We start from the raw sequence: 18,703 nt of genomic DNA, 5'->3' as shown, positions 1-18,703 counted from the left end.
CGGCCCGTCGTTGCGAAACGCGTTCGATGACGCCCCTCGGGGTGAGGGCTTTTTCTGGGGGACAAGTTGCTGACAGTCGAAACAATTGTCCAAAGTCTCGCAAGCGGCCTGCTGATGGGCCTGCTCTACGGACTGATCGCCGTCGGCCTCGCGCTGATCTTCGGCCTGATGGACGTCACGAACTTCGCCCATGGCGAGTTCCTGATGATCGCGATGTACGCATCCTTCTTCCTGTTCGCGTTCTTCGCCATCGATCCCTTGCTCTCGGCGCCGCTGGTCGCGGCGGCGATGTTCGTGTTCGGAGCAGTGGTCTACCTGTTGATTGTACGCTTCGCCATGCGGGCCAAGGCCAATGCCGGCATGGTGCAGATCTTCACCACCTTCGGCCTGGCCATCGTGATGCGCGGACTGGCCCAGCTGTTCTTCACGCCGGACTATCGCAGCATTCCGCAATCCTGGCTCGGCGGCAAAACCGTCTCGATTGCAGGCATTTTCCTCCCCGAGCCGCAGCTGGTCGGTGCGCTGGTCTCGATTCTCGCCTTTGCCGGCCTCTACTTCTTCATCCACCGCACCGATTTCGGCCGCGCGCTGGAAGCCACCCGTGAGGATCCCGGTGCGGTCGCGCTCGTCGGTATCGACAAGAACCGCGTGTTCGCGTTCGGTTGGGGCCTGGGCGCTGCGCTTGTCGGTCTCGCGGGCGCGATCATGGCGGTGTTCTTCTACATCTATCCCGACGTCGGCGCGTCCTTTGCGCTGATTGCCTATGTCACGGTGGCGCTTGGCGGCTTTGGCAGTGTGTTCGGTGCCTTTGCCGGCGGCATCATTGTCGGCCTGGTCGAAGCGGTGACCGCGCTGATGCTGCCGCCTTCGCTGAAGTCGGTCGGCATCTACGCGGTGTACCTGCTCGTTGTCTTCATCCGGCCGCGTGGCCTGTTCGGGTCGATGTGATGGACAAGAATTTTGCCGCGCGGCGTCGCCGCGATCTCATCATTGCCGCAGTGCTGACCGCACTGGCCGCGCTCGCGCCGCTGTTCGTCAAGAATGTCTACGTCCAGAACATCCTGGTCCTGACCTTGATGTATGCGGCGCTGTCGCAGAGCTGGAACATCCTCTCCGGCTATTGCGGACAGATCTCGCTAGGCCACGCTCTCTATTTCGGCATCGGCGCCTACACCACCGAGCTTCTGTTCACCAAGTTCGGCGTGCTGCCCTGGTTCGGCATGCTCGCCGGCGGTACGATCGCGGCGCTCATCGCGATGGGGCTCGGTTATCCCTTCTTTCGGCTGCGCGGCCATTACTTCGTGATCGCGACCATCGTCATCGCGGAGATCGGGTTGCTGCTGTTCCAGAACTGGGAATGGGCGGGGGCTGCGATGGGCATCACCATTCCCGTGCGCGGCGACAGCTGGCTGAAATTCCAGTTCATGCGCAGCAAGCTGCCGTATTTCTATTTCGCGTTGGCGCTTTGCTGCCTCGCCTGGTTCGTCACCTGGTGGCTTGAAGACTCCAAATGGGGTTTTTGGTGGCGCGCGGTGAAGGACAATCCGGAAGCGGCCGAGAGCCTGGGCGTCGTCGTGTTCAACTCCAAAATGGGTGCGGCAGCGGTCTCTGCGTTCCTGGTTGCTGTCGGAGGCGCCTTCTACGCGCAGTTCCTCGCCTATATCGATCCCGAGAGCGTCATGGGCTTCCAGTTCTCGCTGCTGATGGCGCTGCCGGCCGTGCTCGGGGGCATCGGCACCCTCTGGGGTCCCGTGCTCGGGGCGGTCATCCTGATCCCGATGACGGAGCTGACGCGCTCCTATATCGGCGGCTCCGGTCGCGGCGTCGACCTCATCGTCTATGGCGCGCTGATCGTGGCGATCTCGCTGGCCTTGCCGCAAGGCCTGGTCAGCCTATTCTCCCGTTCAAAAGCAAAAGGAGCCACGCGATGACCGCGCTCCTTGAAACCCGCGGCGTCTGGCAGCGCTTCGGCGGCCTCGTCGCCAACAGCGACGTGTCGATCTCGGTCGGCCGCGGCGAAATCGTCGGGCTGATCGGTCCGAACGGTGCAGGCAAATCGACGCTGTTCAATCTGATCGCCGGCGTCCTGCCGCCGACGCAAGGCTCGATCTGGTTCGACGGCGAGGACGTGACGAAGATGCCGGCAGCCGAGCGCTGTCAGCGCGGCGTCGGACGCACCTTCCAGGTCGTCAAGAGCTTCGAGACCATGACGGTGATCGACAACGTCATCGTCGGCGCCTTGGTGCGCAACACCGTGATGCGCGAGGCGCGCCGCAAAGCGCATGAGGTGCTGGAGTTCACCGGCCTTGCCGCCCGCGCCGACGTGCTCGCAAGCGACCTCGTGCCGGCCGAGAAGCGCCGCCTCGAGGTTGCCCGTGCGCTCGCGACCGAACCGAAACTGCTGCTGCTCGACGAGGTCCTCACCGGCCTCACCCCGACCGAGGCGCAGACCGGTGTGGCGCTGGTGCGGAAAGTCCGCGACGCCGGCATCACCGTTCTGATGGTCGAGCATGTCATGGAGATCGTGATGCCGCTGGTCGATCGCGCCATCGTGCTCGATCTCGGCAAGGTTCTGGTCGAGGGCAAGCCCGCCGACGTGGTCCGCGATCCCAAGGTGATCAAGGCATATCTGGGAGATCGTCATGCTGTCGGTGCATGAAGTCACGACCGCCTATCAGGGTCTGGTTGCGATCTCCGCGGTCTCGATCGAGGTCCAGAAGGGCGAGATCGTCTGCGTCGCCGGCGCCAACGGCGCGGGCAAGTCGACCCTGCTCAAGACGATTGCCGGTGCCGAGCGTCCGCGTTCGGGCTCCGTAACGTTCGACGGCAAGCGCCTCGATGGCATGGCGCAGCATCACGTCACCGCCACCGGTATTGCCTACGTGCCGGAGAACCGCCGTCTGTTTCCGCGCCTGTCGGTGCGCGACAACCTTCGCCTCGGCAGCTATCTCTATCGTGGCGAAGCGGATCGCGAAGCACCGCTCGATCTCGTCTTCAAGCTATTCCCGCGCTTGTCCGAGCGCCTCGATCAACGCGCTGAAACGCTGTCCGGCGGCGAGCAGCAGATGCTCGCGATCGGCCGCGCGCTGATGACGCGCCCGCGGCTCTTGATGCTGGACGAGCCCTCGCAGGGCATCATGCCGAAACTGGTCGACGAGATTTTTCAGGCGGTGAAGCTGATCCGCGACTCCGGCATGACCGTGCTGATCGTCGAACAGCGTATGGCCGAATGTCTGGAAATTGCCGACCGCGCCTACATCCTGCAAACCGGTCGCGTGCTGATGCAGGGGCCGGCGGCGGAGATCAGGGGCAATCCGGACGTGCGGAAGGCGTATCTGGGGCTGTAGCGGCGGAGTGTGGGGCTCGCTCGCGCAACACACTCGATGTCATCGCCCGACTTGATCGGGCGATCCAGTACTCCGAGAGCGGTGGTCAATCGAGAGGCCGCGGCGTACTGGATTCCCAGCCTTCGCGGGGAATGACAGTGGTGTGTGGTGCGATACTATCGCCTCCGACGGCACGCACTAATGCTCGTGCCCGTGCTCCGGCAGCGTCACCCCGAACACCTTCACCAGATCCTTCACCTGCTCTGGCGAAAGATAGCGCGGGTTCATCCCGCGCAGCAGCAGATAGAGCTTCGCCGTCTCCTCCAGCTCCTCGGTCGCGAACACCGCCGCTTCGAGCGTGTCCCCGGCGACCACCGGGCCGTGATTGGCGAGCAGCACGGATGAATATTTCCCGGCCAGTCCCTTGATCGCATCCGCAACCGCCGGATCGCCGGGGCGGTAATAGGGCACGAGCGCGGTGGCGCCGCATTTCATCAGATAATAGGCGGTCATCGGCGGCAGCGCGGCGCGCGGGTCGATCTCGGGCAGCATCGAGAGCGCGACCGAATGGGTGGAGTGCAGATGCACGATCGCCCGCGCGCTCCCGCGCGTATCGTAGAGTGCGGTATGCAGCGGAACTTCCTTGGTCGGCGCATCGCCGGACGTGAGCCGGCCCTGCCCATCCAGCCGCGACAGCTTTGCCGGATCAAGGAAGCCGAGCGAGGCGTTGGTCGGCGTCACCAGCCAGCCGCCGCCGTCCAGCCTGACACTGATATTGCCGGAGGAGCCCGGTGTCAGGCCGCGCTCGAACAGGGACCGTCCGAAGCGGCAGATATCCTCACGCAGTCTTGTCTCGTTGCCGGTTTCAGTTCTCATGGCCGTCATGCCCGCTTGTCTCACGCTTTGGCAGCGCGGCCAAGCCGTGTTATTCGAGATCACGAGCCGCCGCAAAGGCGGCCCTCCGGGAAACGTTCGCAAGAATAAGTCGAAGGGTTAGTTGCATGTCCGCCTCCACCTCACAAAATCAGCGCATCGCCGTCATCGGGCTCGGCTCGATGGGGTACGGCATGGCGACCTCGCTGAAACGCGCCGGCCATACGGTGACCGGCTGCGACGTTTCGGCCGATGCGGTCGCGCGGTTTGTGAAGGACGGGGGCGCGGGCGCCACAACGCCGGCCCAGGCGGCTAGGGCTGCGGACATCGTCGTCAGCGTGGTCGTCAACGCCGCGCAGACCGAAGCGATCCTGTTCGGCAAGGACGGCGTCGCCGAGACCCTGCCGAAGGATGCCGTCTTCATCTCCTCCGCGACCATGGATCCCGACGTGGCGCGGCGCCTGGCAAAACAGCTGGAAGCGACCGGCCGGAATTACCTGGATGCGCCCATCTCCGGCGGTGCGCAGCGCGCCGCCGAGGGCGAACTGACGATCCTCGCTTCCGGCAGTCCGGCTGCCTTTGCAAAGGCGCGTCCCGCGCTCGATGCCATGGCGGCAAAGCTCTACGAACTCGGCGATGCCGCGGGGCAGGGCGCCGCGTTCAAGATGATCAACCAGCTGCTGGCCGGCGTGCATATCGCTGCCGCGAGCGAAGCGATGGCGTTCGCCGCCAAGCAGGGGCTCGACATCCGCAAGGTCTACGAGGTGATCACCGCGTCCGCCGGCAATTCCTGGATGTTCGAGAACCGCATGCCGCACGTGCTCGACGGCGACTACACGCCGCGTAGCGCGGTGGAGATCTTCGTCAAGGATCTCGGCATCATCCAGGACATGGCGCGCAGCGCCAGATTCCCGGTTCCGGTTTCCGCCGCAGCCCTCCAGATGTTCCTGATGACATCAGCCGCCGGCATGGGGCGTGACGACGATGCGTCGGTGGCGCGAATGTATGCGCAGGTCACCGGCGTCAAACTTCCCGGCGACAAGTAGAAGAGGATTCCAATGCCCCGTTTCGCCGCCAACCTCTCGATGATGTTCACCGAGGTGCCGTTCCTCGACCGCTTCGATGCCGCCGCCCAGGCCGGCTTCACTGCTGTCGAGTTTCTCTTTCCCTATGAGCATCCGGTCGAAGCGATCGGCGAGCGGCTCAAGCGCAACGGTTTGACACAGGCACTGTTCAACCTGCCGCCGGGCGACTGGAATGCCGGCGAGAAAGGTTTTGCCGCGCTGCCGGCGCGCTTTGCCGATCTCAAGGCGAGCCTGGAGACGGCGCTGCCTTACGCCAAGGCGACCGGCGTCAAGCGGCTGCATCTGATGGCGGGCATCGCCAACCGTGGCGAACGGGTCGCGATCGAGGCCTTCTACAAATCGGTGGCGTGGGCTGCGGAATTCTTCGCGCCGCATGGCATCGACATCGTGCTCGAGCCGATCAATTCCCGCAATGTGCCGGGCTATTTCCTCAATGATTTCGGCTTTGCGCGCGACCTGATCCAGGAGTTGCGGCTTCCCAACCTGAAACTGCAGTTCGACATCTATCATTGCGGGATCATCCATGGCGATGTCACCATGCGGCTGCGCGAGATGATGCCGATCATCGGCCACATCCAGATCGCCAGCATTCCCTCGCGCAATGAGCCCGACGGCGAGGAGCTCAATTATCCGTTCCTGTTCGAAGAGCTCGATCGGCTCGGTTATGCCGGCTTCGTCGGCTGCGAATACAATCCGCGGGGCCAGACCACCGATGGGCTCGCCTGGTTCAAGCCCTATGCGGGAGTGAAGCCGTGACACTTGCAGCGAAGATTTCCCTTGGCTGCATCGCCGACGACTATACCGGCGCCTCCGATCTCGCCAACACGCTGACGCGCGCCGGTTTGCGCACGGTGCAGACCATCGGCGTGCCCGCGGACGATCTGAAGCTACCCGACGTGGACGCGGTCGTGGTGTCGCTGAAGAGCCGCTCGATCGAGGCGGGGCTTGCAGTGTCGCGCTCGCGCGCGGCCGAGACATGGCTGCGTGGTCGCGGCGCGGGCCACGTGCTGTTCAAGATCTGCTCGACCTTCGATTCGACGGATGCAGGCAATATCGGCCCGGTGATGGATGCGCTGCGCGCCGATTGCGGTGCGGCCGTCGTGCTGGTGACGCCGGCTTTCCCCGAGACCGGCCGCACCGTCTACCAGGGCAATCTGTTCGTTGGCGCCGTGCCGCTGAACGAGAGCCCGCTCAAGGACCATCCGCTCAACCCGATGCATGATTCCAACCTGGTCCGCGTGTTGGCGCGCCAGAGCAAGACGCAGATCGGTCTCGTCGATCTCGCGACGCTGTCGCGGGGGGCGGAGGCCGTGCAGGCCAGGCTTGCCGAATCATCGGGCAAGGGCATCGGCGCCGCGATCGTCGACGCGGTGTTCGACCGCGATCTCGAGACCATCGGCCTTGTCGCCGCGGAGCACCGGCTGTCGGTCGGTGCCTCCGGGATCGGCCTCGGGCTCGCCCGTGCGCTGGTATCGACCGGCAAGGTCAAGTCGGCCGCTACCGGCAGCGAGCAGGGCGCCGCCGTTGGTGGGCAGGTGGCGTGCCTCGCGGGAAGCTGCTCGCAGGCCACCCTGCAGCAGATCGCCAACGCCGAACGCGTCATGCCGGTGCTTCGTCTCGACCCCGACCGTATTCTTACGGGCACAAACGAAACGCAGCGCGCGCTGGACTGGGCGAAGGAGCGATTGGCTCAGGGGCCCGTGCTGATTGCATCGAGCGCGACGCCGGCCGACGTCGCTGCGCTCCAGGCGCGGCACGGCCGCGATGCCGCAGGCCATGCGATCGAGCAGACGATGGCCGATATCGCCGAAAGCCTAGTGAAATCAGGCGTGCGGCGACTGATCGTCGCAGGTGGTGAGACATCAGGGGCGGTCGTCGATCGGCTGAAGATTCCCGGATTTCTCGTAGGGGCAGAGATCGCCGCGGGCGTCCCGGTGCTGCGCGCGGTGGGCGCTGCGGCCGGTGACATGCTGCTCGCGTTGAAGTCCGGTAATTTCGGCGGGCCGGAGTTTTTTGCGGACGCGATTAGGCTCATGCGCTGAGCGCAGAGCATTTTTAGTCGCTCATTCACTTCTTTAAGGTTCCGTACTCGTACGGAGTCGTAGTTAACAACTGCTCAGTCGCTTTGTTGTTGGATGTCGGCGCCGCCGCTTTTGGTTGATCCATTCGACGCGCCGCCGCGCCAACGCAAAGAGACCCGATTATGCTCGCCACCATCTCCATCCGCGCCAAGATCATCAGTGTCGTGGCGTTCCTGCTGGTTGCGATGACCGGCATGGGCCTGCTCGCCGTCATGAAGATGCGGTCGATGAATGCCAATACAACGGACATCACCACGAGCTGGCTGCCGAGCGTGCGGGTGCTCGGCGAGATCCGGGCGAGCGTCATCACCTATCGCAACGTGGTCCGCCAGCACATGCTGGCCGAGACCCTGGAAGACAAGCTCGCCAACGAGAAGACCGCCGGCACTGTAATGGAGGCGCTCGGCAAGTCCCGTAAGAGCTACGAGCCGATGATCACCTCCCCGGAGGAGCGGAGGCTGTACAACGAATGGGCCAAGCTCTGGGATGATTACAAGAAGGGTACCGAAGAGGTCTTCGCGCTGTCGCGCAAGGAGGCCGGCAAGATCCCGCATGAAGCCCAGGAGTTGAACACCAAGACGGTCAACAAGATCGGCCTTGCGTCAGATGAGGTGCTGACCAAGGACATCGAGCTCAATACTCAGGGCGGTGATCAGGCTGCAAAGGATGCCGCCGACAGCTACTATTACGCCTTCATGCTGGTCTCGATCATCCTCGGTGCTGCCGTCATCATCGGCATCGGCGTCAGCTTCTACCTGGTCCAGGACGTTTCCGCGGGCATCAATTCGATCATCCAGCCGATGCAGGCGCTGGGCCGCGGCGATCTCTCCGCTGAAGTCCCGCATCGCGGCGAGAAGACCGAGATCGGCTCGATGGCCGACGTGCTCCAGGTCTTCAAGGAGGCTCTGATCGCCAAGAAGGCTGCGGACGAAGCTGCCACGGCCGACGCCGAGGCCAAGATCGAGCGCGGCCGCCGCGTCGACGGCATCACCCGCGACTTCGAAACGATGATCGGCGAGATCGTGCAGACCGTCTCGTCGGCCTCGACCCAGCTCGAAGCTTCCGCCTCGACGCTGACCTCGAGCGCCGACCGCTCGCAGCGGATGGCGACCACCGTTGCCGCCGCCTCGGAAGAAGCATCCACCAATGTCCAGTCGGTGGCTTCCGCCACCGAAGAGATGGCCTCCTCGGTCGGCGAGATCAGCCGCCAGGTGCAGGAATCGGCGCGGATGGCGGGCGACGCCGTCGGCCAGGCCCGTGCCACCACCGACCGCGTCAGCGAGCTCTCCAAGGCTGCGTCCCGCATCGGCGACGTCGTCGAGCTGATCAACACCATCGCCGGCCAGACCAACCTGCTGGCGCTGAACGCGACGATCGAAGCGGCGCGCGCCGGTGAGGCCGGCCGCGGCTTCGCGGTGGTCGCCTCCGAAGTGAAGGCGCTCGCCGAGCAGACCGCCAAGGCGACCGGCGAGATCGGCCAGCAGATCTCCGGCATCCAGGCGGCCACCAACGACTCGGTCGGCGCGATCAAGGAGATCTCCTCGACCATCGAGCGTCTCTCGGAAATCTCCTCGGCGATCGCCGCCGCAGTGGAAGAGCAGGGCGCGGCGACCCAGGAAATCGCCCGCAACGTCCAGCAGGCGGCCCAGGGCACCCAGCAGGTCTCGTCCAACATCACCGACGTGCAGCGCGGAGCCACCGAGACCGGCACCGCCTCCTCGCAGGTGCTCTCTGCCGCACAGATGCTGTCCAACGACTCGGCCCGGTTGAAGACGGAAGTCAGCAAGTTTCTGACCAACGTCCGCGCGGCCTAAGCCTAAAGACGATGTCGTTCTGAAAGCGGCGCCTTTGGGCGCCGCTTTTTTGTGGGTGAGAGCCGTCTCTGTAATCTTCCGGGCGGGGGTTGCATATCTGGAATGCGATTTCGCTAGGCGATAGCAGGGAAGTGACCGCGCGTGACGCGCCGCCATTAGCCATTTCGGCGGTGTTCGGGTAAATCACCCGAGGAACCCGTGGGGCGTGTTCCCTGACCCCCGTTTTGGAATTACCTGACGAATGATTGCTCTGGTTCGTATTGCCCTGAGCCGGCCCTACACGTTTGTCGTGCTGGCGCTCCTGCTTCTGATCATCGGGCCGCTCGCAGCGCTGCGGACGCCGACCGATATCTTTCCGGATATCCGCATCCCCGTGATCGGCGTGGTCTGGCAGTATACCGGCCTGCCGCCCGACCAGATGTCCGGACGCATCACCACGCCATTCCAGCGGGCGCTGACGACGACGGTCAACGATATCGAGCACATCACCGCCAACTCCTATAACGGCTTTGGCATCATCAAGATCTTCTTCCAGCCCAATGTCGACATCCGCACCGCCAATGCGCAGGTCACCGCGATCTCGCAGACGCTGCTGAAGCAGATGCCACCGGGCGCGACGCCGCCCTTGATCCTGAACTACTCCGCCTCGACCGTGCCGATCATCCAGGTGGCGCTGTCGGGCGATGGCCTGACCGAGCAGAACCTCGCCGACATCGGCATCAACAATCTGCGTACCCCGCTGGTCACCGTGCCCGGCGCGGCGATTCCCTATCCCTTTGGCGGCAAGCAGCGCCAGGTCCAGATCGACCTCGACCCGACCGCGCTGCAGGCCCGTGGCCTGTCCGGCCAGGACGTCGCCAATGCGCTTGCGGCCCAGAACCTGATCACGCCGGTCGGCACCCAGAAGATCGGCAGCTTCGAGTACAGCATCCAGCTCAACAACTCGCCGCTCAAGATCGATGAGCTCGGCAATCTGCCGATCAAGACCGTCAACGGCGCCATGGTCTATGTGCGTGACGTCGCCACCGTGCGCGACGGCAATCCGCCGCAGACCAACATCGTCCACGTCGACGGCAACCGTTCGGTGCTGATGATGGTGCTGAAGGCGGGCGCGACCTCGACGCTCGATATCATCGCCGGCATCAAGCAGAAGGTCATTGACGTCAAGGATCAGCTGCCAGACGCGCTCAAGATCGGCTTCATCGGCGACCAGTCGGTGTTCGTGCGCGGCGCGATTCAAGGCGTCGCCTTCGAGGGCGTGATTGCGGCGCTGCTCACCAGCGTCATGATCCTGCTGTTCCTCGGTAGCTGGCGTTCGACCGTCATCATCGCGGTTTCGATCCCGCTGTCCGTGCTCGGCGCCATCGTCATGCTGTCGGCGATCGGCGAAACGCTCAACATCATGACGCTCGGCGGTCTCGCGCTCGCGGTCGGCATTCTCGTCGACGACGCCACGGTGACCATCGAGAACATCAATTACCATCTGGAGCAGGGCAAGCCGGTCGAGCAGTCGATTCTCGACGGCGCCAACCAGATCGTGACGCCGGCCTTCGTCTCGCTGCTCTGTATCTGCATCGTGTTCGTGCCGATGTTCTTCCTCACCGGCGTCGCGCGCTTCCTGTTCGTGCCGATGGCCGAGGCGGTGATGTTCGCGATGATCTGGTCGTTCATCCTGTCGCGCACGCTGGTGCCGACCATGGCGAACTATCTGCTGCAGGCACACGTCCATCACGAGGGCGAGCCGCCGAAGTCGCGCAATCCGCTGGTCTGGTTCCAGCGCGGCTTCGAGGCGCGGTTCGAACGTATTCGCGGTGGTTACCGCGGCCTGCTCGGCGTGGCGCTGGCGCATCGTGCAGTGTTCGTGATCGGATTCCTCTGCGTCGTCGGTGCGTCCTTCGCGCTGGTGCCGTTCCTGGGACGCAATTTCTTCCCTGCTGTCGATGCCGGCAACATCCTGATGCACGTGCGCACCCAGGTCGGCACGCGCGTCGAGGAAGCCGCCAACCAGCTCGCGGATGTGCAGAAGGCGGTGCGCAAGCTCGTTCCCGGCGAGATCGAGACCATGACCGACAACATCGGCATGCCGATCTCCGGCATCAACATGACCTACAACAACACCGGCGTGATCGGTCCGCAGGACGGAGACATCCAGATCAAGCTGAAGGAAGGTCACAAGCCGACCGAAGAGCATGTGAAGGTGCTGCGCGAGCAGCTGCCACGGCTGTTCCCGGGCGTCAGCTTCGCCTTCCTGCCGGCCGACATCGTCAGCCAGATCCTGAATTTCGGCGCGCCGGCGCCGATCGACCTGCAGATCCGCGGCGCCAATCTCGACGCCAACTTTGCCTACGCCAACAAATTGCTCGCCAGGGTCCGCCGGATTCCGGGCATTGCCGATGCACGCATCCAGCAATCGCCGAACCTGCCGACCTTCAACATCGATGTCGATCGCACCCGCGCGCAATATGTCGGCCTGACCGAACGCGACGTGACCAACAGTCTCGTGGTCAATCTCGCCGGCTCCTCACAGGTCGCGCCGACCTACTATCTCAACCCTGACAACGGCGTGTCCTATTCGATCGTGATGCAGACGCCGCAATATCAAATCGACTCGCTCAGCGCGTTGCAGACGCTGCCGATTACCGCCGCTGGCGCCTCGCAATCGCCGATCCTCGGCGGCATCGCCGACATCAAGCGTGCAACCTCGAGCGCGGTGGTGTCGCAGTACGACATTCAAAACCTCGTGCAGATCTTTGCCACGACGTCGGGCCGCGATCTCGGCGCGGTCGCGACCGACATCCGCCAGGCCATTGCCGACACCGCCAAGGAGGTGCCGAAGGGCTCCTCCGTGGCATTGCTTGGTCAGGTGCAGACCATGAACAGCGCCTTCACCGGTCTTCTGTTCGGCCTGCTCGGCGCCGTCGTGCTGATCTACTTCCTGATCGTCGTGAACTTCCAGTCCTGGTCCGATCCGTTCGTGATCATCACAGCGCTGCCGGCCGCGCTCGCCGGCATCGTCTGGATGCTGTTCACGACCCAGACCACGCTGTCCGTACCGGCCCTGACCGGCGCCATCATGTGCATGGGCGTGGCCACGGCGAACAGCGTGCTGGTCATCTCCTTCGCCCGCGAACGCTATGAGGAACTCGGCGACCCCATCGCGGCCGCGCTGGAAGCCGGCTTCGTCCGGTTCCGCCCGGTGCTGATGACCGCGCTCGCCATGATCATTGGCATGGCGCCGATGGCCTTGGGGCTGGGCGAGGGTGGCGAGCAGAATGCGCCACTTGGCCGCGCCGTGATCGGCGGGCTGATTTTCGCAACTTTCGCCACGCTGATGTTTGTTCCCGTGGTGTTCAGTATGGTACACAAGAAACAAGGCGCCAAAGCCGCCGCCCCATTGGAGACTCCGCATGTCGCCCACTGAACCCCGCTCCCCGGTGTCGCACCGGAAACTGGGCATTTTCAGCGTGGTGGCGCTGATTGCGGCTGGCCTCGTGGTCGGCACCGGCATTCGGGCCCGCGAGGACCAGAGCTCCAAGCTGAAGGAATGGACCGACGACCAGGCCGTTCCGAGCGTTGCGGTGACCTTGCCCAACGCCAAGGCGCTCAATTCCACCATCGACCTGCCGGGCCGGCTCGAGGCCTATTACCGCGCGCCGATCTTCGCGCGCGTGTCCGGCTATCTCAAAAGCTGGAGCGCCGACATCGGCGCCCGCGTCAAGGCCGGCCAGGTGATCGCCGAGATCGAGGCGCCCGACCTCGACCAGCAACTCTTGCAGGCCCGCGCCGACCTCGCCAGCCAGCAGGCCAGCGCAAGGCTGTCGGAAGCAACCCTGAACCGGCGCAAGACGCTGGTCGCCTCCAACTTCGTCTCGGCGCAGGAGATCGACGAGCGCACCGCCGATCTCTCCAACAAGAACGCCGCGGTCCATTCCGGCCAGGCCAATGTCGAGCGGCTCGAGGCGCTTGCCGGCTACAAGAAGATCACCGTGCCGTTCGACGGCGTGGTCACGGCACGCGACACCGACGTCGGTGCGCTGATCAACGCGGGCGGCGGTTCGGGACCGGCGATGTTCGTGGTCTCCGACATCACCAAGCTGCGTGTCTATGTCAGCGTTCCCCAGAACTACGTGCCGGCGATCAAGATCGGCGCCAAGGCCACCATCTCGCTGCCGGAATATCCGAACCGAACCTTCCAGGCCACGGTGGAGGCCTCCTCGCAGGCTGTCGACGTCGCCTCGGGCACCACGCGCATGCAGCTCGGCCTGGACAATTCGAGCGGAGAATTGATGCCCGGCGGCTATGCCAGCGTGAAGCTGAGCCTCCAGCGCGATTCCGCGCCGCTCAGCATTCCCGCCAGCGCGCTGATCTTCAACGGCAGCGGCCTGCGCGTCGCGACCGTCGGTGCGGACGACAAGGTGCAGTTCAAGACCGTGACCATCGCCCGCGATCTCGGCAAGGAGATCGAGCTTGCCTCGGGGATTGCGCCCGACGACCGCGTCATCACCGCTCCGCCGGATGGTTTGTCCGACGGGGACCAGGTGCGTGTGGTTGGCGCCGGCGGCAAGCCGGCAACCGCGTCGGAGAAGCAGGCACCGAAGAGCTAGGGCAGTCTCGTGCCCCGGACGCAGCGCAGCACGAAGTGGTGCGCTGCTGAGCCGGGGCCCATATCTCCTCACTGTACCGTGTGGCTTTCTGGGTCCCGGCTCTGCGGAGCGGCATTGCATGCCGCACCGCGTCCGGGACACGAGAGCGAGCTAGGCCACGCGCCACTCCGGCACGCCATCCACCGTCATCGCGATCTCGCCAAGCGATCCCACCGGCGTGCGATCCATGTTGAGCAGATGCGCCAGCGTCGCACCGTCGCTAGCCGGAATCCGCGCCAGCGTGCGCCGGTCATCTACCGTGCGCAACATCACCACGCCGTGCTCGGCATCGCCGCCACGGCCGTAGAGCACCGTAAAGCTCTCGACCTTCCCCCTGCCTGAAGCCTCGTTGACGAACTCCGGCACCGCGCGCTTGTTGCGGTCGGCCTCGCCCTGCACGCTGGTCTCCTGCGCCAGTGCATCCCGCGGCGGCGTCTTTGAGACGACCAGCGCGTGATGCTTGGTGACGAAGCCGCCCTGGCCGTAGAGCAGGCCGAGCCTGTGGCCGCCGCGCAGCCGCCGCGCCATCGCGCAGGCCGCGTGCGTCATGTAGGTGTTGAGCGGCGCGCCGAAGAAGGTGAGGCCACCGTTCACCGTGGGCTGCACATCGGCGGAAAGACCCAGCGTCCGCCGCGCCATCTTCGGCACGCAGGGGAAGCAGCTATAGAGCTCGATCGCGTCGAACTTCCGGCCGTCGCCGCCGGCGATGTCCATCACGGCCTTCAGCACCGCATTCTGTGGATGGCTCTCGTAGAACTGGTCGCGCACGAGATAGTCAGGCGGCTCCTCTGCCGAGGCGCCGCCGAGCGGATAGACCAGCTTGTCCTCGGCAATCCCGGCCGCGCGTGCCTTGGCAAGGCTGGTCAGCAACAGCGCGCCGCCCATGTTGACGCTGGGGTTGGCGACCATGAGCTTGTTGTAGGGCCACGCAATCAGCCGGTTGTCCGTGGTCGGCGTCGTGATCTCGTCCGGCGCATAGCGCCGCTTCAGCCAGGAATTGGGATTTTGCGCGGCGGCCTCCGAATAGCGCGACCACAACGTGCCGGATTCTTGCATCGCCTCGCGCGGCGTCTGGCCCCAATGCGCGGAGGAAGCCGCTTCATAGAACGGATAGACCGTGACCGGCCGGAACACGCCGAGCTTCACGGCAAGCGGCTTCTGGAATGACGCGCCGCGCTTCGGCTCCGGGGCATCGTGGGCGAACGGCGTCCATGGCAGCTTGGCGCCCGCGCGCTCGGCCTTGGTCGCCGTCGATTGCGCCTCCGCGCCGCAGACCGCGGCGACGGTGCATTCGCCCCGCGCGATGCGCTTTGCGGCTTCATGAATGAAGCGGATCGGGCTCTCGCCGCCGACAGGGCCGTAATGGCAATGCGCTGGCGTAACGCCGAGCCGTTGCGCCAGCAGCTTTTCGGGGTCGTGATAGCGCCAGCTCAGGAAGTTGACCACGTCGAGCGACTGCACCTCGCCGAGCAGCTTCGCGCCGGCATCGGCTTCCGCGCGCAGCAAGGCCTGTTCGAGCAGATCGAGCGGCTCGAGGCCCTCGGCGATCTCCTTGGGACGGTCGACGATCTCGCCGATGCCGACGATGACGGGGATGCGGTCTTCGGGGGTGGAGGTCTTGGTCATTTCTTCTTGTTCACGTTTCAGATTTTTGGCACGCCGTCGTCCTTCGAGGGCCGCCGAAGAGGCGGCCACCTCAGGATGACGGCTACGGGGACAGCGTCATCCTGAGGTGCGAGCCGAGCGGCGCATCGCGCCGCTTGGCGAGCCTCGAAGGATGGGCCACAAGCATCTACTCCGCCACCAGCGCATTCATGTGCTCGACGGCTTCGGCAAACTCTTCCTTGAACTCCTGCACCACGGCGCCGGCCGATTTCACGCTGTCGATCAGGCCGACGCCCTGGCCGACGAAATAGCTGACGAGATCGCGCGCCTTGGCATTGCCTGCGGCCGCCGCGCGGTCGATCGAGTTGAAGGCATCGCGGCTGATGATGCTTTGCAGCGGCATCGGCAGGGCACCGGGGCTCTCCGGCGCGCGGTCCCAGGCATCGGTCCAGACCGAACGGAGCTGTCGTGCCGGCTTTCCGGTGCGGCCCTTCGAGCGGATGGCGTCACGCGACGATGCCGCGATCATCTTCTCGCGAAAGATCTCGGAAGTCTCGGACTCGACTGTGGCCAGCCACACCGAGCCGGTCCATGCACCGGCGGCGCCCATCGCCATGCACGCCGCCATCTGCCGGCCCGTCATGATGCCGCCGGCCGCCAGCACCGGCACGTCGCGGATCGGCTTGATCGCCTTGATCACCTCCGGCACCAGCACCAGGGTCGAGACCTCGCCGCAATGGCCGCCGGCCTCGGTGCCCTGGACCACGAGGATGTCGACACCGGCCGCGACCTGGCGCAACGCGTGCTCCTTGGCACCGACGAGGGCTGCCACCGGCACGTTGTGCTTCCTGCCCATCTCGATCATCGCCTTCGGCGGCACGCCCAGCGCGTTCGCGATCAGCCGGATCGGATGATTGAACGAGACCTTCAGCAACTCCATCGCGGTCTCGGCGTCGAACGGTTGCGGCTGGTTGTCGGCAACATCAGTTGTCGTCAGCTCGATATCGTACTTCTTCAGGAGATCGCTGGTGTATCTGCGGTGCTCCCGCGGCACGCGCGCTTCCAGGCTCTTCCAGGTGACGTCCTTCTCGCCCGCGGTCGAGATGTTTTCGGGGATCAGCACGTCGATGCCGTAGGGCTTGCCGTCGACGTGGTCGTCGATCCATTTCAGCTCGCGTTCGAGCGTGTCAGGCGTGTGCACGGTGGCGCCGAGCACGCCAAAGCCGCCGGCGCGGCTGACGGCCGCAACGACGTCGCGGCAATGGCTGAAGGCGAGCAGCGGGAACTCGATACCCAGCATGTCGCAGATCGGCGATTTCATGGTTCTCTCCCGGCGGCCTTCGACGACGCTAGCCCATCGTCATTTGCGATGCCATGCCGGATTCCCGCGCGCATCTTGCGTGCAGGCGTTACGTCGTGCGGTGAGCCATTCCGTCGTGCAAAATAAGCGGGAGAGGGGCCATCGACCAGCCTCTTGCGCTTTCGCCGATGTCAGAGAATGCTGACTCACAACAACTGAAAACAATCAGGGAGCGCCAACCGATGTCGCCAACGCAAGCGAGCCAGGCTCAAGCCGCCGAGGCCTATGATGTGGTCGTCGTCGGCGCGGGCTTTGCCGGCATGTACATGCTGCATCGTCTGCGCGGGCTCGGTTTCTCGGCGCGCGTCTACGAGCAGGGCGGCGGTGTCGGCGGCACCTGGTACTGGAATCGCTACCCCGGCGCGCGCTGCGACGTCGAGAGCATGCAATATTCCTACTCGTTCTCGGAAGAGCTCCAGCAGGAATGGGACTGGAGCGAGCACTACGCGCCGCAAGCGGAGATCCTGAAATACGCCAACCACGTCGCCGACCGTTTCGATCTGCGCCGTGACATTCAGTTCGACACGCGTGTCGAGCGCGCCGTGTTCGACGAACGCGCGAACAGATGGTCGGTCACGATATCCGACGGCAGGACAGTTCGGGCGCAATTCGTCGTGCTCGCCACCGGCTGCCTCTCGAATGCGCGCAGGCCCGACATCAACGGCCTCGAAAATTTCAAGGGCCCCGTCTACCACACCGGAAACTGGCCGCATGAAGACGTCGACTTCACCGGCTTGCGCGTCGGCCTGATCGGCACAGGATCGTCGGGCATCCAATCGACACCCGTCATCGCCGAGCAGGCGAAACATCTCACCGTATTCCAGCGCACGGCGAATTTTTCGATTCCCGCCCGCAATGCCGCGCTGACGGACGGGGAACGCGATGCGGTCCGCAACAAATATCCGGAGATCCGCCGCTTCGCTCGCGAGGTCGCGCGCAATGGCATCTATGCCGAGCAGCCTGATCGCGGTGCGCTCGACGACAGCGACGAGATCAGGAACGGAAAGTACGCCTCGCGTTGGGACCGTGGCGGACTGACCTTCATGTACGTCTACAACAATCTCGGTCTCGACCGGGCGGCCAACGACACGGCCGCCGACTTCGTCCGCGGCAAGATCGCCGAGATCGTGAAGGATCCCGAGACCGCAAAGCTGCTCCAGCCGAACAGCCATCCGATCGGCACAAAACGTATCTGCATCGACACCGATTATTTCGCGACGTTCAACCGGCCGAACGTCTCGCTGGTCGACATCAAGTCCAATCCGATCGAGGAGATCACGGCGAGCGCGGTGCGTGTCGCCGGCAAGGACCACGAGGTCGACGCGCTGGTGATGGCAACGGGCTTCGACGCCATGACTGGATCGGTGGCGAAGATCGACATATCCGGCCGCGACGGGCAGACTCTGAACCAGAAATGGGCTGAGGGTCCGAAGACCTATCTCGGCCTGATGAGCGCAGGTTTTCCGAACCTGTTCATCATCACCGGTCCCGGTAGCCCGTCGGTGCTGTCGAACATGATCGTGTCGATCGAGCAGCATGTCGACTGGATCGCCGATGGCCTCGTCCATCTGCGCAAGCAAGGCCTCGCCACGATGGAAGCGGGCAGGGACGCCGAGGAAAAGTGGGTGGCCCATGTCAACGAAGTCGCCCATGGCACGCTCTATCCGCAGGCCAATTCCTGGTACATGGGCGCCAACATCCCCGGCAAGCCGCGCATCTTCATGCCCTATATCGGTGGCGTCGGCGTTTACCGGCGGATCTGCAACGAGGTCGCGGCCAAGGGGTATGAGGGGTTTGTGCTGGAGGCGGGGCTGCAGCCTCGCCGGGCGGTGACGGGCTAGGGCGGATGCATGGCGCTGGCCTCAGGCCCGCGCAAAACGCAGAGCCGGCGGGGCTTGCCATCCGCCATCCGCGGG

14 protein-coding genes are annotated in these 18,703 nt (G+C 64.6%); 11 read left to right on the top strand and 3 right to left on the bottom strand.

Annotated features, from left to right (window positions below):
* Nucleotides 1-114: 114 nt before the first annotated feature.
* Genes QA645_RS30455 through QA645_RS30440 form a run of 4 tightly spaced genes read left to right on the top strand, consistent with a single transcriptional unit; the run spans nt 115 to nt 3,347 of the window.
* Nucleotides 115-948 (top strand): branched-chain amino acid ABC transporter permease, encoded by an 834-nt coding sequence (locus QA645_RS30455; protein ID WP_254135326.1) that lies wholly within the window; start codon nt 115-117, stop codon nt 946-948.
* Nucleotides 948-1,931 carry a branched-chain amino acid ABC transporter permease gene (locus QA645_RS30450; protein WP_254130019.1) on the top strand — a complete coding sequence of 328 codons (984 nt, stop codon included), beginning with the start codon at nt 948-950 and terminating at the stop codon, nt 1,929-1,931. The genes QA645_RS30455 and QA645_RS30450 overlap by 1 nt, the downstream gene beginning before the upstream one ends.
* Complete coding sequence (locus QA645_RS30445; protein ID WP_254130020.1) at nt 1,928-2,659, top strand: ABC transporter ATP-binding protein; 732 nt, start codon at nt 1,928-1,930, stop codon at nt 2,657-2,659. Before QA645_RS30450 ends, QA645_RS30445 begins: the two co-directional genes overlap by 4 nt.
* The gene (locus QA645_RS30440; protein ID WP_254130021.1) at nt 2,643-3,347 is read left to right on the top strand and encodes an ABC transporter ATP-binding protein; all 705 of its coding nucleotides are present in this window, start codon (nt 2,643-2,645) and stop codon (nt 3,345-3,347) included. Before QA645_RS30445 ends, QA645_RS30440 begins: the two co-directional genes overlap by 17 nt.
* A 177-nt stretch (nt 3,348-3,524) precedes the next feature.
* Here QA645_RS30440 and QA645_RS30435 read toward each other — a convergent pair whose 3' ends face one another.
* Nucleotides 3,525-4,211 (bottom strand): aldolase, encoded by a 687-nt coding sequence (locus QA645_RS30435; protein WP_283045029.1) that lies wholly within the window; start codon nt 4,209-4,211, stop codon nt 3,525-3,527.
* Between the two features lie 116 nt (nt 4,212-4,327).
* Here QA645_RS30435 and ltnD point away from each other — a divergent pair, with 116 nt between their 5' ends.
* From ltnD to QA645_RS30405, 6 genes are all read left to right on the top strand, one after another.
* Complete coding sequence (ltnD, locus tag QA645_RS30430) at nt 4,328-5,245, top strand: L-threonate dehydrogenase (RefSeq protein ID WP_283045028.1); 918 nt, start codon at nt 4,328-4,330, stop codon at nt 5,243-5,245.
* Between the two features lie 12 nt (nt 5,246-5,257).
* Nucleotides 5,258-6,040 (top strand): 2-oxo-tetronate isomerase, encoded by a 783-nt coding sequence (gene otnI, locus QA645_RS30425; protein ID WP_283045027.1) that lies wholly within the window; start codon nt 5,258-5,260, stop codon nt 6,038-6,040.
* Nucleotides 6,037-7,326: a 3-oxo-tetronate kinase gene (otnK, locus tag QA645_RS30420; protein WP_283045026.1), complete on the top strand. Its 1,290-nt coding sequence runs from the start codon at nt 6,037-6,039 to the stop codon at nt 7,324-7,326. Before otnI ends, otnK begins: the two co-directional genes overlap by 4 nt.
* A gap of 161 nt (nt 7,327-7,487) precedes the next feature.
* A complete protein-coding gene (locus QA645_RS30415) occupies nt 7,488-9,179 on the top strand; it encodes a methyl-accepting chemotaxis protein (protein ID WP_283045025.1) in 1,692 nt (563 codons plus the stop codon).
* Between the two features lie 241 nt (nt 9,180-9,420).
* The gene (locus QA645_RS30410) at nt 9,421-12,600 is read left to right on the top strand and encodes an efflux RND transporter permease subunit (protein ID WP_283045024.1); all 3,180 of its coding nucleotides are present in this window, start codon (nt 9,421-9,423) and stop codon (nt 12,598-12,600) included.
* A complete protein-coding gene (locus QA645_RS30405) occupies nt 12,587-13,783 on the top strand; it encodes an efflux RND transporter periplasmic adaptor subunit (RefSeq protein ID WP_254130028.1) in 1,197 nt (398 codons plus the stop codon). Before QA645_RS30410 ends, QA645_RS30405 begins: the two co-directional genes overlap by 14 nt.
* Nucleotides 13,784-13,933: 150 nt before the next feature.
* Here QA645_RS30405 and QA645_RS30400 read toward each other — a convergent pair whose 3' ends face one another.
* Nucleotides 13,934-15,448 carry an acetyl-CoA acetyltransferase gene (locus QA645_RS30400; protein ID WP_283045023.1) on the bottom strand — a complete coding sequence of 505 codons (1,515 nt, stop codon included), beginning with the start codon at nt 15,446-15,448 and terminating at the stop codon, nt 13,934-13,936.
* Nucleotides 15,449-15,614: 166 nt separating this feature from the next.
* Nucleotides 15,615-16,748, bottom strand: coding sequence for a nitronate monooxygenase (locus QA645_RS30395; RefSeq protein WP_283045022.1), 1,134 nt, complete (start codon nt 16,746-16,748; stop codon nt 15,615-15,617).
* Between the two features lie 221 nt (nt 16,749-16,969).
* Here QA645_RS30395 and QA645_RS30390 point away from each other — a divergent pair, with 221 nt between their 5' ends.
* Nucleotides 16,970-18,628: an NAD(P)/FAD-dependent oxidoreductase gene (locus QA645_RS30390; protein ID WP_283045021.1), complete on the top strand. Its 1,659-nt coding sequence runs from the start codon at nt 16,970-16,972 to the stop codon at nt 18,626-18,628.
* Nucleotides 18,629-18,703: the final 75 nt, after the last annotated feature.

This window comes from Bradyrhizobium sp. CIAT3101 (assembly GCF_029714945.1).
Taxonomy (GTDB): Bacteria; Pseudomonadota; Alphaproteobacteria; order Rhizobiales; family Xanthobacteraceae; genus Bradyrhizobium.
Note: the sequence above shows the minus strand (reverse complement) of the source record. Positions and strands in the feature narration are given on the sequence as shown.

Coding starts and splice junctions, on each gene's coding strand:
- QA645_RS30455 (WP_254135326.1), top strand. CDS start 115: ATGGGCCTGCTCTACGGACTGATCGCCGTCGGCCTCGCGCTGATCTTC.
- QA645_RS30450 (WP_254130019.1), top strand. CDS start 948: ATGGACAAGAATTTTGCCGCGCGGCGTCGCCGCGATCTCATCATTGCC.
- QA645_RS30445 (WP_254130020.1), top strand. CDS start 1,928: ATGACCGCGCTCCTTGAAACCCGCGGCGTCTGGCAGCGCTTCGGCGGC.
- QA645_RS30440 (WP_254130021.1), top strand. CDS start 2,643: ATGCTGTCGGTGCATGAAGTCACGACCGCCTATCAGGGTCTGGTTGCG.
- QA645_RS30435 (WP_283045029.1), bottom strand. CDS start 4,211: ATGACGGCCATGAGAACTGAAACCGGCAACGAGACAAGACTGCGTGAG.
- ltnD (WP_283045028.1), top strand. CDS start 4,328: ATGTCCGCCTCCACCTCACAAAATCAGCGCATCGCCGTCATCGGGCTC.
- otnI (WP_283045027.1), top strand. CDS start 5,258: ATGCCCCGTTTCGCCGCCAACCTCTCGATGATGTTCACCGAGGTGCCG.
- QA645_RS30415 (WP_283045025.1), top strand. CDS start 7,488: ATGCTCGCCACCATCTCCATCCGCGCCAAGATCATCAGTGTCGTGGCG.
- QA645_RS30410 (WP_283045024.1), top strand. CDS start 9,421: ATGATTGCTCTGGTTCGTATTGCCCTGAGCCGGCCCTACACGTTTGTC.
- QA645_RS30405 (WP_254130028.1), top strand. CDS start 12,587: ATGTCGCCCACTGAACCCCGCTCCCCGGTGTCGCACCGGAAACTGGGC.
- QA645_RS30400 (WP_283045023.1), bottom strand. CDS start 15,448: ATGACCAAGACCTCCACCCCCGAAGACCGCATCCCCGTCATCGTCGGC.
- QA645_RS30395 (WP_283045022.1), bottom strand. CDS start 16,748: ATGAAATCGCCGATCTGCGACATGCTGGGTATCGAGTTCCCGCTGCTC.
- QA645_RS30390 (WP_283045021.1), top strand. CDS start 16,970: ATGTCGCCAACGCAAGCGAGCCAGGCTCAAGCCGCCGAGGCCTATGAT.